This window comes from Bifidobacterium sp. B4081 (assembly GCF_026537335.1).
In the GTDB taxonomy this organism is placed as follows: domain Bacteria; phylum Actinomycetota; class Actinomycetes; order Actinomycetales; family Bifidobacteriaceae; genus Bombiscardovia.
Genome location: NZ_JAFNMM010000001.1, coordinates 589282 through 604691, shown reverse-complemented (window position 1 = coordinate 604691; position 15410 = coordinate 589282). Strand labels below are relative to the sequence as shown.

The 15410-nt window shown below is 52.5% G+C and carries 15 protein-coding genes and 1 pseudogene; 5 read left to right on the top strand and 11 right to left on the bottom strand.

Going from position 1 to position 15410, the window contains the following annotated elements:
• Positions 1-53: 53 nt before the first annotated feature.
• Genes J3T92_RS02720 through J3T92_RS02710 form a run of 3 tightly spaced genes read left to right on the top strand, consistent with a single transcriptional unit; the run spans position 54 to position 1791 of the window.
• Entirely contained in the window at positions 54-806 is a 753-nt protein-coding gene (locus J3T92_RS02720) for a helix-turn-helix transcriptional regulator (RefSeq protein WP_267399600.1), read from the top strand.
• A complete protein-coding gene (gene fdxA / locus J3T92_RS02715; protein WP_267399599.1) occupies positions 803-1189 on the top strand; it encodes a ferredoxin in 387 nt (128 codons plus the stop codon). Before J3T92_RS02720 ends, fdxA begins: the two co-directional genes overlap by 4 nt.
• Complete coding sequence (locus J3T92_RS02710; RefSeq protein WP_267399597.1) at positions 1186-1791, top strand: DNA-3-methyladenine glycosylase; 606 nt, start codon at positions 1186-1188, stop codon at positions 1789-1791. Before fdxA ends, J3T92_RS02710 begins: the two co-directional genes overlap by 4 nt.
• A gap of 48 nt (positions 1792-1839) precedes the next feature.
• Here the strand turns inward: J3T92_RS02710 and J3T92_RS02705 are convergent, their stop codons facing one another.
• The 9 genes from J3T92_RS02705 to J3T92_RS02665 form a co-directional block, all read right to left on the bottom strand.
• Entirely contained in the window at positions 1840-2991 is a 1152-nt protein-coding gene (locus tag J3T92_RS02705; protein WP_267399596.1) for an MFS transporter, read from the bottom strand.
• Positions 2992-3142: 151 nt separating this feature from the next.
• Positions 3143-4324: an SLC13 family permease gene (locus J3T92_RS02700; RefSeq protein ID WP_267399595.1), complete on the bottom strand. Its 1182-nt coding sequence runs from the start codon at positions 4322-4324 to the stop codon at positions 3143-3145.
• 225 nt (positions 4325-4549) lie between these two features.
• The gene (locus tag J3T92_RS02695; protein WP_267399594.1) at positions 4550-4726 is read right to left on the bottom strand and encodes a hypothetical protein; all 177 of its coding nucleotides are present in this window, start codon (positions 4724-4726) and stop codon (positions 4550-4552) included.
• 3 nt (positions 4727-4729) lie between these two features.
• Positions 4730-6142: an MFS transporter gene (locus tag J3T92_RS02690; RefSeq protein WP_267399593.1), complete on the bottom strand. Its 1413-nt coding sequence runs from the start codon at positions 6140-6142 to the stop codon at positions 4730-4732.
• Positions 6143-6145: 3 nt separating this feature from the next.
• A complete protein-coding gene (locus J3T92_RS02685) occupies positions 6146-7087 on the bottom strand; it encodes a nucleoside hydrolase (RefSeq protein ID WP_267400237.1) in 942 nt (313 codons plus the stop codon).
• A 37-nt stretch (positions 7088-7124) separates the two neighbouring features.
• Positions 7125-8282, bottom strand: a complete 1158-nt coding sequence (locus tag J3T92_RS02680; RefSeq protein ID WP_267399592.1) for an iron-containing alcohol dehydrogenase — start codon at positions 8280-8282, stop codon at positions 7125-7127.
• A 2-nt stretch (positions 8283-8284) separates the two neighbouring features.
• Positions 8285-8980, bottom strand: a complete 696-nt coding sequence (locus J3T92_RS02675) for a phosphoribosylanthranilate isomerase (protein WP_267399591.1) — start codon at positions 8978-8980, stop codon at positions 8285-8287.
• Between the two features lie 45 nt (positions 8981-9025).
• On the bottom strand, positions 9026-10000 hold the full coding sequence (locus J3T92_RS02670) for a carbohydrate kinase family protein (RefSeq protein ID WP_267399590.1): 975 nt from the start codon (positions 9998-10000) through the stop codon (positions 9026-9028).
• A 200-nt stretch (positions 10001-10200) separates the two neighbouring features.
• Positions 10201-11304, bottom strand: coding sequence for a PfkB family carbohydrate kinase (locus J3T92_RS02665; protein WP_267399589.1), 1104 nt, complete (start codon positions 11302-11304; stop codon positions 10201-10203).
• A gap of 447 nt (positions 11305-11751) precedes the next feature.
• On the opposite strand from J3T92_RS02665, the pseudogene J3T92_RS02660 reads away from it, so the two are divergent.
• A pseudogene (locus J3T92_RS02660) lies at positions 11752-12083 on the top strand (nucleotide pyrophosphohydrolase).
• A gap of 10 nt (positions 12084-12093) precedes the next feature.
• Here the strand turns inward: J3T92_RS02660 and J3T92_RS02655 are convergent.
• Complete coding sequence (locus J3T92_RS02655; protein ID WP_267399588.1) at positions 12094-12867, bottom strand: HAD family hydrolase; 774 nt, start codon at positions 12865-12867, stop codon at positions 12094-12096.
• Between the two features lie 49 nt (positions 12868-12916).
• Positions 12917-13141, bottom strand: a complete 225-nt coding sequence (locus tag J3T92_RS02650) for a helix-turn-helix domain-containing protein (protein WP_110417844.1) — start codon at positions 13139-13141, stop codon at positions 12917-12919.
• A gap of 289 nt (positions 13142-13430) precedes the next feature.
• Between J3T92_RS02650 and J3T92_RS02645 the strand changes: the two genes are divergently transcribed.
• Complete coding sequence (locus J3T92_RS02645; protein ID WP_267399587.1) at positions 13431-15350, top strand: alpha/beta hydrolase; 1920 nt, start codon at positions 13431-13433, stop codon at positions 15348-15350.
• Positions 15351-15410: the final 60 nt, after the last annotated feature.

Below are 15410 nucleotides of genomic sequence, written 5' to 3'. Positions count from 1 at the left end.
TGTCCGCCTTGTCCTGGGTTGATAATTGATTTGATAGGTATACAATTTAATCGATGAGTCAGGAAATTCAAGCCCATGAGCAACAGATTCGAACCTCCCGCAAGCGCAGACGCGGGGAGGAGATTCGCTCTGCAATCTTGGATTACCTTCATACGGCGGCCGAAGAGACCGGTATAGGTGTAACCGCACAGCAGGTCGGAGCAGCCTTCGGCATCCATCCGACGACCGCTCGTTTCCATCTTGAACGTCTGGTCGAACAGGGCGAGACAGTCCGTCAGAGAACAGACAGCGACGATCAATCAACCGGGCGAGGCAGACCGGCTGTCATCTACTCCCCCACGTCCATGAACCGAGCCAGAGAGGATATGATCTCCTCGCTCTGCCTGGCACTGGAAACCGCCTGTCCCGATACAAGGCGCAGGAATGAGGCCGCCTTGAAAGCGGGGCAGGCATGGGGTCGTACTCTAGCTCGGCAGGACAAGATCAATGCAGGAAAAAGCGTGCCATCGAGCATGACGCAGACACTGCTGGATGCTCTGACCACCTTAGGTTTTGCACCGGTGAGAGCGCGGCCGGATTCAGCAAGTCTGTATCTGACCGCATGCCCCTTTCTGGAAAGCGTCAGCAACCACCCCATTATCTGCAAGATTCATCTAGGAATGATCCAAGGACTAGCGGACGGCAACAATAAGGGGACCGGCGACAAAAAAGCCCATGTAGTGTTGAAACCCCTGTCATCGCCAAAAGGATGCTTCTTGAAAGTAGCCAAAGCAGACAGTCGATCAAAAAGGAGAGTAAAGCAATGACCTACGTGATTGCCCAGCCCTGCGTGGACGTCAAGGACAAGGCCTGCGTGGACGAATGCCCGGTGGACTGCATCTACGAGGGCCCCAGGAACCTATACATCAACCCCAACGAATGCATCGACTGCGGTGCCTGCGAGCCCGTCTGCCCGGTAGAGGCCATCTTCTATGAAGAGGATCTGCCAGAGGAATGGACCTGGTTCAAGGATGCCTCCGAAGACTTCTTCGCCCAAGTCGGTGATGCCGGCGGCGCCCAGGCCCAGGGATCCTACGATCACGACCATCCACAGGTCGCCGCCCTGCCCCACCAGGATAATTTCGTCTGCATCCAGCCGGAATCGCGCGGCCAGCGCGCGGTCTGGGTCCGCAAGGACCAAATGGAATGAAGGCCGGTTCAAGCCAGGACGATCACCTGGTCTTCCCAGACTTTCTGGACTGCCCTGTGCAGGAAGCCGCCCGTCTGCTTTTGGGCTGCCTGATCATCCGGGACTACGAGTCGGAAGGGAAACAGGCCAGGGTACGGATCGTGGAAACCGAAGCCTACGATCAGAATGATCCGGCCAGCCATGCCTACCATGGGCAATCGGCTCGCAACGCCGCCCTCTTCGGCCTCAGCGGACACATGTATGTCTACTTCACCTATGGAATGCACTACTGCCTGAACATCTCCTGCCAGGAGGACGGGTTCGGCGCCGGTGTGCTGATTCGGGCCTGTCAACCAGTGCAGGGTCTGGACCTTCTGCGCATCTACAGGCACGGACGTCATCCGGACCGGGATCTGACCAACGGTCCCGCCAAGCTCTGCCAGGCATTGGACATCGACAAGCGCTACTACGGCCATGACCTCAGAAAACCACCCATCCGTCTGGCAGCTTACGGACTGGCCCAGGACGAGACCATCACGGCAACGCCCCGAATAGGCATATCCCATGCCAAGGAGACTCTGCGAAGGTTCGTCATCACCGGCAATCCCTACCTGTCTCGATAAGTGAGCGACAATGCTTCACTTTTGGCTCACACTGTCTAAAAGAGTGGCTTATCGCTCAATGAAGCGTGACTCGACACAGCTCTGGAAGCGGACAAGCGAGAGAATGACGGCAGCCAGCAGAGCAATGATCAGCATGCCCATGAAACTGCCGGTCACCGGATCCAGGCCAAACACTGTTGAGAAAGCCTTGAAGACCCAGGTGGATGCCGTAAAACCAAGGCTGGTGGTGGCTGAAAAGACCCCCATGACCAGCGGATAGCGCTTGTGCTCAGTCAGATTGGACAGATAGTAGGGGCAGGTGGCCATATTGATGGCACTGCCCGAACCAATCAGAAATGCCGATAAACAAACCAGCGGGAACGAGCGAGTGGTCAGGAAGAGCAGGGCGCCCAGGGCCATCAAAAGGAAGGCAACCGGAATGGTCCATTGCTGGCATACCCGCTTGATGCCGTTGATGCTAAGCCCGATCACGACTGAGGAACCCGTGTTGAACATCAGGGCCACCCCGGCAGCACTGGTGCCGCCCAAACCATACTTGGCTATGTATACCGCGAGCTTGTTGTACAGGACCGCGACCAGGAAAATGCTCAGAAACCCAATGAGAATGCAGGAAATGGTAGCCCACCAGCATTGTCCACTTTTTTTAGACGACGACGCCTCAGATCTTACGGCCTTTTCCGACTCCTCTTCGACGGCGCCGACCCCAGGAACCATGAAGATGACCAAGACCAGGGCGGGCAAGGCCAGAAAATAGAGCCAATAGTTGTGTAGCCACCCTCCCTTGGCCAGGACACCGCCCAGAGCAAGAACCAACATGGAAGAGCCATCCTGAACAGCTAGGACCAATCCCATCAGCGCCGCCAACTGTTCTCCACGGAAGAACCTAGCCGACAGGCTGGGCAGGACTGTAGTGGCGATGCCCACGCCAAACCCGACAACCAAGGCAAACAAGAGCAGCTGGCCTACACTGCTGTGCACAAAAAGGGGCATCAAGCCGCCCAGCGCGACACACAGACAGCTGATGCAGCCAGCTGTTCTGAAACTCATTCTGGTCAAGAGGTGACCGAATAAAAGGGCGGAAACTATAGCAGCCGAAGAGCCGATGGAAACCACAGACTCAACGGTGGAAGGATCAGTGCGAGGAAAGGATGCCTGTATGGCCGCCACGGAGGGAGAAATGATGGAGTCAAACCGCGACATGATGGCCAAGGCCATGATTCCAACCAGAATTCCAAGATTCTGCCTGGACAATATCCCTGTGTCATTGGACTTAGACGCGCACGGGTCCGGTTCCACCGTCGCTGCCTCCCTCTCAATGTCAGCGGCACCATTCCTGGTTGATGGGGGTAGTCTACTCCAGCAGCAGGGCCATGCCAAGCAACACGACGAGGAAGAGCAGATTAAAAACGGTGTAGATTTTCAGGTACTCGCCTTTCTTGCCCGGATACTGCTTGACTACGGCCTTGTAGGAAATCAGCGAGGCCATCGAAGCGACCAAGGTTCCGAGCCCGCCCAGGTTGGTGCCAAGAATGATCGGGTGCCAGGCTGTCGAAAAACCTGAGACCAGAAGGGCTGTGGGCACATTGCTGATGACCTGGCTGCACAGGACCGAGGTAATCAGAGGATGGATATTGACCAGGCCGCTGACCAGGTTATAAAACTGGGGAATCCTCCTCGCATTGCCGATGAAAACGAAGAAAGCCACGAAGGTCAGCAGGAGTCCCCAATCTACATGCAGAAAGACCCCCCTATCGCAGATCAAGAAGGTCACCGCTACCACCAGAACCATAACCCATTGGGATATCAGTTTGGCCACGCCCAGCAGGCAGACAAGAAAGAGAAGGAGGTAGATGGCGATGCGCCAGCCGCTGGACTGCTGCATCTCTTTCACCTGAGGCTGTATCTCATCCTCCCTGGGCGCCAGTACGCTGCGGCGAATCTCCTGCGGATCCATGCCCTCGAACTTGTTAAGATGCCGATTCCTGAAGGCAAACCAGCAGCACAGGAAGAGCATCAGGGCAGCGACCAGGGCATAAGGCACCATAAGGAAGAGGAACTCACCAGTAGGCATCTCGGAGCGGGCCTTGAGATATAAGTTGTGGGCGTTGCCGATGGGCGTTAGCATGCTGCCCACATTGGCGCCCAACGTCATCAGGGTGACGATCAGCAGAGCATGGCTTTCCAAACCAGCCATGATGAGAACAGCAATGGCGAAGGGCGCAAAGGTAACCAGGGCTACATCGTTCGTGATGAACATGCTGGAGAAGAAAGGCAGGGAAACCAGGACCAAAGCCAGGCCCCGCACCGAGCGGACACGACTCAGCAGGCCGGCGCCAATGGCGTGGAAGACCCCGATGCGCTGAAAGCCGCAGACCACCATCATCAGAGAACCCAGCTGGGTGAGGGTATTGACATGGATATAGCCCAGATACTGCCTGTCGGGAGGAATGAGGATGCAGGATATGAGAGCGATGACTGCCGCGACAACCAGAACGGTCTCGTTTTTCAGCAGCCCGATCACCCGATGTTGCATGGTCACCTCCGGCGAACGAATTCCTCACTTAGTTTACGCGCCTGACAGAGGCTTACAGGACCCCTCATGGCGCTATTTTCCGCTGCTGTGCCTACGGTCGGCTTATCGGGGCCTACTGGCCGCTAGCCTGTCTGGCCCCGACTTCCGACTCTTGTCGGATACCCACAAGGCACAGAAAGGGGTCCTGCGAATCCATGCATTCGCAGGACCCCTATCGGCGCAATACTACCTGTCGCTCATTCGCTCCGGATCGGGAATCGCAATGATGCCAAACACCTTTTCATCGCCGATAGCTTCCAAATGTTTAAGAACGAATTGCAAGGACGCAATCTTGCCGTCCTGAACTATCTTTCTTAATCTCAAGCTGAACAAGGCCAACAAAACTGCTGCCAGTGCGTCCAATGTCTATTGGACCTCATCCTGCTTTGGAATGAGGAAAGAGCAAAGGAACGCAAGGACCAGAAGGACAGCAGAGCCGATCATGGAGGAGACATAACCTGCCTGAGCGCCGGACGTACCGGCTACAAGGTTCATTATGGCGTATAGTACGGCGTAACTCAGCCCGGCTCCTAGATTAAATCCGCCTGAGTTCAACCCCGGAAGATACCCGGTATTGTCAGCCGGCGATAGCACCACACCGAGGCCATTCAGCATGATATTGACCGTTCCCGCGTATGAAACACCCAGAAGCAGCGACATCACCACCAAAGACCAGACGCTTGGCGACAGACAAACATAAATGCCGAAAACAACACCTACTATGCTCACCAGCTGACCTGCACGAAGTACCTTGTGATACCCATATTTTGATGCCAGTATCCCGGCAACAGGTCCAAAAGCCAAACCGACGAGCGCATATGGAGTCAAAGTCGCAAACGAAACCACACTGGCACTCATTCCGGCACCGACCTTGGAATCCTGAGCCAGCGCGGGTACCACTCCATTCATGATTGCGAAGACGCCTACCATGGTGGTCAACGTGGTCAGCAAAAGCCCCCAAGTACGCCGTTGCTTCAGATAAGCTGTTGTCACCATAGGAGCTTTGCTTCTCTTCTCCGTATTCCAGAAGATCACGAAGAACAGTGCGGCTACCACCAATTCTATGCATACCATAAGCCAGTTGGCCGCAGCCAGTTTCTCGGCCTCATTGATGGCGAAATACGCGCAAACGAATGCAATACAAAGAAATATCACGCCAGCCCAGTCCATGCGCGGTGTCTGTGCTGCGTGACTTTCTTGGGCAAAAGCGGCGACCAGTATGATGGCCAATACGGCAACAGCAACCATAAACCAAAATACTGAGCGAAAACCGAAGGTCCCGGCCAACCATCCGCCCAGCAAGGCATCAACCCCGCCGATGCCGCCATTTACGGCGGTGAGAATGGACATGAGCCTGGCGTACCTAGAATCTTCTGTAACCTGCGCGTGCAACATAATCAACGTCATAGGGACAACAGGGCCTGCAACCCCTTGAACGACTCGTCCGATCATAAGCACGAGCACGTTGGGCGCAAAGGCCGAAATCACACAGCCAATGGCGGTTAGAACCAGGATGCCCGAAAGCACCTTCTTGCGGCCGACCAGGTCACCCAATCTAGGAAGGAAGAGCGAGAAGACAGCGCAAGAGGTGAAGAATACCGTCTGAGAAAGTCCGATTTGAGAACTCGTAGTATGCAACTCATGCTCCATAGTCGTCAGCGCGGGAGAAAGCATGGAAGCATTGAGCTGGAAAGCGAAGACGGCAGCCATCAGGGCCGTCATCAGGGCAACAATTGACTTGCCGCCCTGATCAAGGATTTTAGAGGATTCCTTAGTCATCGCTCATCCTATCTTTTCGATGGCATCAATAATCAGGTTCCAGAAACCGTCGAAGTCCAGCTTCACGGCAACCTGAGTATGGCAATCTTCAGGACTGGGTTCCGGACCACGCAGATCCGCCACGGTCATCCCGGTCGTCAGCTCTCCTCTCAGCTCGATATCAACTGGGCAGCGATGAGTCTTGACGATGTTTGGATCAATCAGATACGCAATTGTGCAGGGGTCATGGACGGGAGGGTCGACGAACGACTGGTTGTCTTTGTAGGATTTCCTGAAGAAGTCCATGAGTCCACTAACGAAATGGGCCAAATCAGTTCCAACGCCTTCTATGCGCTTCTGAACCTCTGGAGTACAGAGGGCCTGATGGGTCAAATCCAAACCGACCATAGTGACCGGCCATGGCTCATTGAAAACCACATGTGCAGCCTCCGGATCCACTTTGATATTGAACTCAGCAACAGCACTCCAGTTACCGACATGATAGCCACCGCCCATAAGGACGACTTCCTTGACCCGTTCGACTATCCGCGGTTCCTTGCGGGCGGCCATTGCGATGTTGGTCAGCGGACCGGTAGGGACCAAAGTTATAGTATCTGGTTCATTTTTCATTACCGTGTCAATGATCCAGTCGACGGCGTGACCAGCATCCAGCGGACGAGTCGGTTCTGGCAACGTGACGCCATCCAGGCCTGTCTCACCATGAATGGAGGCAGCGACTTCCTGTGGGCGAACCAATGGTCTGTCGCACCCAGCATGCACTGGCACATCCGTCGCATGTGCCATTTCAAGAACAGCCCTGGCATTGTATGTCACCTTGTCAAGGCTCTGATTGCCGCCTACCGTAGTAACGCCTAAAAGATCAATCGACTGACTGCCGACAGCCAAGAGAATCGCCACAGCATCGTCATGGCCGGGGTCAGAATCCAAAATAACTTTCCGTTTCATCAACGTTCTCCGTTCTTTACTTATTGCATGATGATAATCATCGAGTTCCGAAACCTTCGAGAAGATCACCGGCTGCTGCCTCATCAACCGTACGGGGCGTATTGCCGGCGAAACGCTCATTGGCAACAGCTGAAGCATTGCTCAGCAGTTCCTTACGATCTATCTGGTAGGTATCGAATGGACGCATTCCAAGTATGTTATCCCGGAAAACCTTGAAGGCTCGTACTGCAAGAACCGTTGTCTGCTCCGGGGGCGCGGATTCAGGATAAGAAGCTCCTAGAATCTGACCAATCTCGCGTATTTTCTTAGGACGAACTGGGCTTACAAACTCCATGACTGCAGGGAGGGCATAAGCCACAGCTTCACCGTGGATGATGTGGTATCGGGAACCGAGCACATGAGCGATGGAATGACCGACGATCGTGCCTGTATTGTTCAGCATCCAACCGGCCAGGTTCGCGGCAACCATGACCCGTTCTCTAGCCTCTATATCGTTTCCCTCATGCACAGCACGTGGCAGGTATTGGTACAGCAGGTACATGACTTTTTCGCAAATCGCATCGGTTACTGGGCTTGATTGACGAGACAGATATCCTTCCGCCGCATGACCGAAGGCATCAAGGCCGCAGGCGATGGTCATTGCAGGAGGCAAAGACAGGGTCAATTCAGGATTGAGCACGGCATATTCGCTGACGGCAGGATCCGCTAAAATGGTCACCTTTGTCTTTGACGATTCATCAGTAACGACAAGAGCATTGGACATTTCACTTCCGGTGCCGGCAGTGGTAGGAACGCTGATCTGGCCACGGCAGGGTGAAATTGGCCTGGTCGGATCAGTGTAATTCAGAATGTCTCCACCATTGGTTCTGACGATGTTGACTCCGCGAGCCACATCCATGGAACTTCCTCCGCCAATGGCAATCAAGCTATCTGCATTATGCTGCTTGAAAGCCAGAAAAGCATCGTTTACTGTTCCCTCGGCAGGATCGGAACCGACATTGTTGTAGACCGAAACCGCGATTCCACATGAGCGAAGCCAATCTAGAGCCTTGACGACTAGGGGCATTGTTGATACAAAATGATCGGTTATTACCAAGGGCCGCTTGTATGATTCGGTCTGAAGTATCTCTTTTAGGGTTTCGCCCAAATCATCAGTGGAGACGACCTTTACACGCTGCAGCAACTTATATTGCATAATCAGCAACCTACTTCTGCGGCCGCGCGGTCTGCATTTTTGCAAAATTCACGAACTTTGTCGATATCCTTCTGCATGTACCCGTCCTGGAACTTGATACTTGTTTTAGTGAGCGAATCCACGCCATATGGCCTGCATTTTCTTATTGCATCCGCTACGTTATCTGGACCGAGCCCTCCAGCCATGATGACCGGTTTTCCGCATTCCTCGACAATGCGTGCATCGATATTCCAGTCATGGGTCTGCCCGCTGGCACCTATGCCCGTATCTGGGGCCAGACCGGAATCCGTGAGTATGAAATCGCAGAAATCCGCTAGACGCTTGGCACGCTCAACAGCTGATTCATCGTTAACCAGCACAGCCTGCATAAGCTTTGTGGTGGGCGCGACATTTTTCAACCGTTCGGCAAAGGTTTTATCGGCCTCATACCCATCACCGGCGATATGAAGGATGTCAGGCTGTATGAGTTTGGCTAGTTCGATCATCTCGTCAGGGTCATTGGTCAGCATGATGGCCACCGCTTTCACTCCGCGGTTCCTGCATTCGTCGAAAATCTTGTGAACTCGATCCAATGGGACCCTTTGAGCAGGTACGCCACCATTCTGCATGGGCACCAGTCCAATATGATCGGCACCTGCCTCCATGGTTTTAATGCTTTCATCATAATGAATGATGGAATAGAGTTGCTTGACTACCATTGTTCTCCTTTACTGACAAATTCGCCGTGTGGTAAAACCATTTGTTCATGCAACAACTAAGGGTGCGGACATCTTGTCACGTATCTTTTGCACATTGATATCAGGAACCGCCTTGGTGCATTCCAGCGCAATGCTGGAGGCTGCCTGAGCTATGCGGCCTACATCTCGTATAGGACGATTCGGGTCATCGAAGTAACTCCATGCAATAGCAGCCATTCCTGTGTCTCCGGCCCCATTCGCCGTAACTATGGCCGTCGGGTAAGGCGGAACGTGAACCATTTCCTCCGTCCCGGAAGTCCGGGAAGCACACAAAATGCCTTCTGCTCCCAAGGATATATATACGGTTTTGACGCCTTTGTCCAAAAGCCAGGCAGCTCCCTCTTCAGCAGAGGCTTTGTCGTGTATATCTATGCCGCTTAGCTTTCCCGCTTCGATCGCATTGGGCTTAAGCACACTCATTTTATTAAGAATGGGCAGGAAATGATCCGCCTTAACAGTCGAGACGGTATCGCCGAAAAGCGGCGCCGTTACGTTTCTACCTATCCACTCCATGGTTTCAGGCGCTAGATTCGCATCCAAAAGACAAATTGCAGCCCCGTTGACAAAATCAAGACGGGTCTTCAGGAATGAAGGTGTGATTTGTTTGCAGATATCCATGTCATTGACCGCAACGAGCATATCGCCCGTTTCATCTGTAATAAACATGTAAGTCGACGATCTGTAATCATCTAGACGTTGCGAATATTCCAGATGGATGCCTTTTTCCCGACAGGTCCGCTCCATGACTCGCCCGTTGGCATCATTGCCATAAACAGTCACCAAGTATGTGGGAACATCAAGGCAGGCAAGGGATTGCGCCATATTTTGTCCAACCCCGCCAACCGACAAGCTTACTTTCCCTGGATTTGAATCACGATCTACGATGGCAGTATTCGGACGTCCACAAATGTCCATATTCATGCCACCTATAACGACAACATATCGATTGGTGTCGCATAAGCACTTTGCGAAATCCACCATTGAAACCAGCCTCCTTGCATAGTTGCGTTCATAGACACAACCAACAATTGTTTTATTCTATAAACAATTGTTACTTGTATGATAAGGAAGACTCGCTTCGCTGTCAAATGGATTGAAAATCGGCATTGATGCCGCTCTACGAGAGGACTCTGGGTTTGCTGCGTGAAAAAGATCTATGGCTGGAACTTAATGACAGCTGATTACTCTCGTGCAAAAAACGAATGGCGACGAGCCTCCAAGGCTTTCGGGCTCAGACTCGGATTGACTGACTGGACGCAGTCCATGGCCATAGCAGCCGCAGCATATGCAGTCTCCGCACAGTCCCGGTAGCCCATTTTCTTGCTATGGGACCAAAGAAGAGCAGACAAGGCAGCTGAGGCTGCGCCGTTATTGTGTCTGCTCTTGGTCCTTTGATCGTCAGGACAGAATACGTATTGGCTTCCATCGCTGTATAGATTACCCACGCCATCTATAAGCAGATATACACAGCGAACTCCTGCTTCATGCAGGAAACGAGCACAAAACTGACCACTTTGTTCATCGGAAGCATCCGTGTTTGTCAATAATTGCGACTCAGCACGACTAAGTACCAAAGTATCGATTCTGTTCAACACAGGCATCAAACGCGAAGCTTTATTGACAGAAACAACTCGAGCATAGATCGGACCAGAATAATGGTCACATATCCAGGCAATCGAAGCAGCTGTTAAGCTGGAATCGAGAACAACAGCATTTGCATTAACAATAATGTGAGCACGCTCACGCAAAAAAGTCGGGCTGATAAGCTCACTGCTGGCCATGTCATCCAACCCCACCATAGGGTCTCCGTCAGGACCGCTGACTGACAAATAGGTGGAAGTTGGAGTGTTGCTCAGCTGTTGGCAGTATGTTATGTCAAGGCCATTAGCCATGGCATCTTTCTTGAAGAACGCGCCGTTGTGATCGTCTCCATAGACTGATAAGAGATAATTCTTTACGCCCAAACATCCCAAATTATACGAGATATTACGACCTATGCCACCAGGGCTGAACGTGATTTTCCCAACATTAGAAGAATGGCTTACGACAGGATTTACTGACATACCATAAATATCCAAGTTGATCCCGCCTATCACTGCGACATAGGTAGGCGGTGAAACTATATACCCCTTTCCCAACAAATAGCCTTTCTTCACAAGATTGGATATATGCGCAGCAACACCGGAACGAGTGATGCCGCAAATGTGAGCCAGTTCGTTCTGACTAATCATCGGATTCTGTCTGATCAACCCCAATATCTGTTCTTCGCGATTGGTCACCGCCATAGATGCCTCACTCCACTTGTCCAGACGAATCTGTTTCACAATCTAGCATCATTTTGAACCTTTACGGGTTCCATTCTCGGCTTGATAAGGCCCAACTGCATGCCAAACCGTAGTTATTAGCAATACAAGATGAGAATAGATAGCCCTTATATAAGCCATTACCAATTGCTTGAGCACATCTGCTCAAATGATCGCCAAAAGTACCAACTGATGGCCATCAGCACGAGGGCTATGGCAGTCTGAGGTCAACCTAGCTAACATTCTAGGATACAGATTTTTACCACAACAGCAGCTATTTATGGTCACTTAATCGAAGAACATCTCTGACCATTCAAGGCAATAACGCATTATCGCCATACACCTAAGATGGGTACTGACGCGGCTCAATATATGTCACAAACCCACACCAATATGATGGCAGGATAGCCGGCTGATAGGCTCGAAATCATGATCAGCAAGGAAACAGAAACAGCAGTGATGGATTTTGTGCACGAGCGCGACTGGGATCAATTTCACACGCCCGCAAACCTAGCCAAATCCATCTGCATCGAAGCTGCCGAGCTCCTGGAATGCTATAATGGGGGGATGATCGCAGGGACGGAGATGAAGGCCACGTAACCGACGAACTGGCTGACGTGCTCACCCATTGCATCCAGCTGGCGGATCGACTGGATCTGGACATGGACCGAATCATCATGGACAAACTGCAAAGGACGGCCGACAGATATCCGGTGGCCACTTCGCGCGGTTCCAGCCGAAAATACCGGCCCCTGCAGTAGGCGGATCGATTCAGCAAGTCTGCGTAGCCGACGACCCCGGTCGTCCGAGTCGCTCGACAATCAGAGCAGACAAATCATCCAAGGTTACTCCAACATAGCTATTCAAGGAAGCGAACTGGGGGCCTGATGAGGTGTCGACCGGGTTGGTGCCGGTATAGGCCACAGTAGTAGCTCCTGAGGCCACAGCCGAGGTGATGCCGGTCAGGGTATCTTCGAAAGCCAGGCAGAAGGCCATCAAATCAGGGCTGTTGATGCCCACAAGACTGGCCGCATGCAGATAGGGAGCAGGATCGGGCTTCTGCGCCAGCCCATCATCCCCGCAGACATAGTCGGCAAAAGCTCCCTCGGGTGCCTTAGCGACCACAGCCTGAGCCATGCGGCGTGGCGAAGTAGTGACCAGAATCGAGGGGATGCCGGCCTCAACTAGGTCTGTCAGGATGGCACGAACCCCTTCAATCCATGGCATGTGACGCTCCTCCATGGCGATTACTCCATCAATCAGCAGATCTGGGATCTGATCCTCAGGAAGGTCAAGACCACGCTCCCGCATCACCCTTGCCACTTTGGTCAAGGGTTTGCCGGAAACCTGCCACCCCATGTCGGCATTCCAGTCTCCTCCATGCTCACGCACTAGATCGACCTCCGCCTGATGCCAGTAAGGCTCTGAATCGATCAGGGTTCCATCCATGTCCCAGAAGACTGCAAGCGGCCGGCGTCCCACAGCAGACCCGGCTTTGCCAGTCGACCCGACATGACTTTCATCCTTCTGATGCTCCATGTTCATGCACCCATTTTATCGGCAGGGTCTGTCTTGAGAATGATGCTGCTGCACATTACTTAGCATGAAGATCCGGCCATGGATCAGGCAGCAGCTCATCCAGACTCACATTGAGCACTTGAGCAACTGCCATAATGTTGATCAAACTGGGATTGGCTGGGCTCCCGGGTCGCGACTGGCCATGCTCCAACTGTTGATATGCGAACCGGGAAAGGTTGGCATTATAGGCGACGAACTCTTGACTGTAGTGCAAAGCCGTCCTTCTGCGTTGTATGTTCATACCTAATACTACGGCGTATTCCGCCCATCCATCCGGTACTTGAGAATGTGCCACAGAGCCAAAATAGGTACAAAAACCAGGTTGTCATGCCTTACCAGTAATACTATATCAGTAAGGCATCACCAGTTATCCAAACGGGGAACAATTACCGTGCTCTGTCTTGCACCAAAACTAGATAAGTCGTAGTCGTTGCTGGTTTCAGCACCTACATACGCGATGAACAACGAGGATCATCAATGAAAGCAACAATCTTGGGCGACTATGAAAACATCACAAAAAGGACGAATCAATGAAAAAATCCTCAATCATCAACAATCCGGTCATTGGCTTGGCTATTTCACTCATTCTCTGTCTGGCGTGCGGACTTATGTCCAATCTGGCTCAAACCGATGGAGGACGCGTTACAAAGGAGACGCTGCAAATTGAATCGCCGTCAGGCCACCGATTGAGCATGGACATGCTCCAGCCGAAAACAGCTTCTTCTAAGCACCCGGCACCTGCCATTGTCTTTGCTCACGGAGGTAACACCAACAAAGAAAAAAGCGATGACTTCCAGATCGAGTGGGCTCGCAGAGGTTTCGTCGTGATATCTTTCGACCTTTACGGCCATGGCGAATCTGAAATCCTCAATGACCAGGAATGGCTTGTAAATGGACGCGGATTGTATGACACGGTGGAATACCTCACCTCTCTCCCCTTTGTCGATGCTGATCGGATAGGGGTTTCAGGGCATTCAAGAGGCGGGAACACCATCCATGAATCCATCCTGATCGACAACAAGCGCCAGCATCCACTGATCAAGACCGTGCTCTATGTCAGCCGAGACCCGGTCTATAAGGACAACGAGACGGCCGCCTTCGGGTATGTTCCCGGCAAGACGAACGTCGTCGAAGCAGCCAAGAAGAACACCAACGGCAAGTACTTCAACTACTATCGCGAGCGCACCGTAGGAGTACTCGCCGGCAAATACGACGACTACTCTTTCAAGGAAAAAGATACGTCAACTGGCAAAATTAAGCCCAACCCGCAGTACCTCAAATCAAATAACGCACGGTCCTTCCTCAACTTCGGCATCACGCCCACTGACCATACACCTGCAGGGATCAGCGGCCGGTGGTACCGCAAGCAGATCAATGGCCATCAAGCCTCACACGTCATTTATATGGAGAACGGGACGCACGGAACAGTGCTCTTCCTATCCCAACCATGCACCGATGCTGTTCAATTCATGGTTAGGGCTTTCAACATGAAAACCGACCTTGCCGACAGCAATCATATCTATCCTGTCAAAATGATCGGAGGGCTTCTTGGACTGATCGGCCTCATGCTCTTCATGGTCTATGGAACACTCTGTCTGGTCAGAACCAGCCTCTTCAAAAAGGCCGGCTCAGAGGAACCGGCACGCATGCGTCAAGCTGATACCTATAAGGGAGGTTCAGTATGGCTTTGGGTCTGCCTACTGTCGGCCACCGCCTTCTCAGTTGCCAGCGCCTTGACGTTGTTCGGGCTGAAAGTCGACAAGCATATCGGCAACTACTTTCGGCAAGGTATGCCCTTGTTCTACGGTGTGTGGGGCTGTCTGAATGCCATATTCATGATCGCGTTGACAATTCTGTGGTACCGCTTGTATGCGCGAAAGAGGGGGACTAAAGTCTCGGATCTTGATCTGCCCATCGGTGGAGGAAGACTTTGGCAGACAATAACGCTTGCACTGACAGTCAGTCTTCTGGCTATATTGCTGATCTTCACATGCAAGTTCCTCTTCAACTCCGATTTCCGGTTCTGGTACTGGGCCGCCAGACCATTTACCGCCGACAAGATTCCTGAGATGCTCAAGCTACTGCCCTTCTTCCTTGTAGCCTACGGAACCACATCGGTCTTCATCAATAGCCTGAATTACTCCACCTCATTCGGGAGGAACTCAACAGCCAACATAGGTCTGCTGGCATTCTTCAACATGCTGCCGGCTCTGCTTATAGCAGTGGTTGGATACGGGTATTTCTTCGTCACTGGAGTCAACGGCTTGTTCGGCAACAACACACAGATACCAGACTGGATGCTGACACCCTTGGTCCCGCTGGCTGTCATGCCTCTGGTGACCCGGGCGATCTACCGTCACACCAGAAATCCCTATCTGGGTGGCATCATTACCGCGATCGTTGTTACTGTGATGACCTGCATCAACTCACAGATATCCTTCCCCGCCTAACGGGGAGACCACACCAACCCCAGGTCCTCTCCGTCCCTGTCTACAAGGAAAACTTCGACA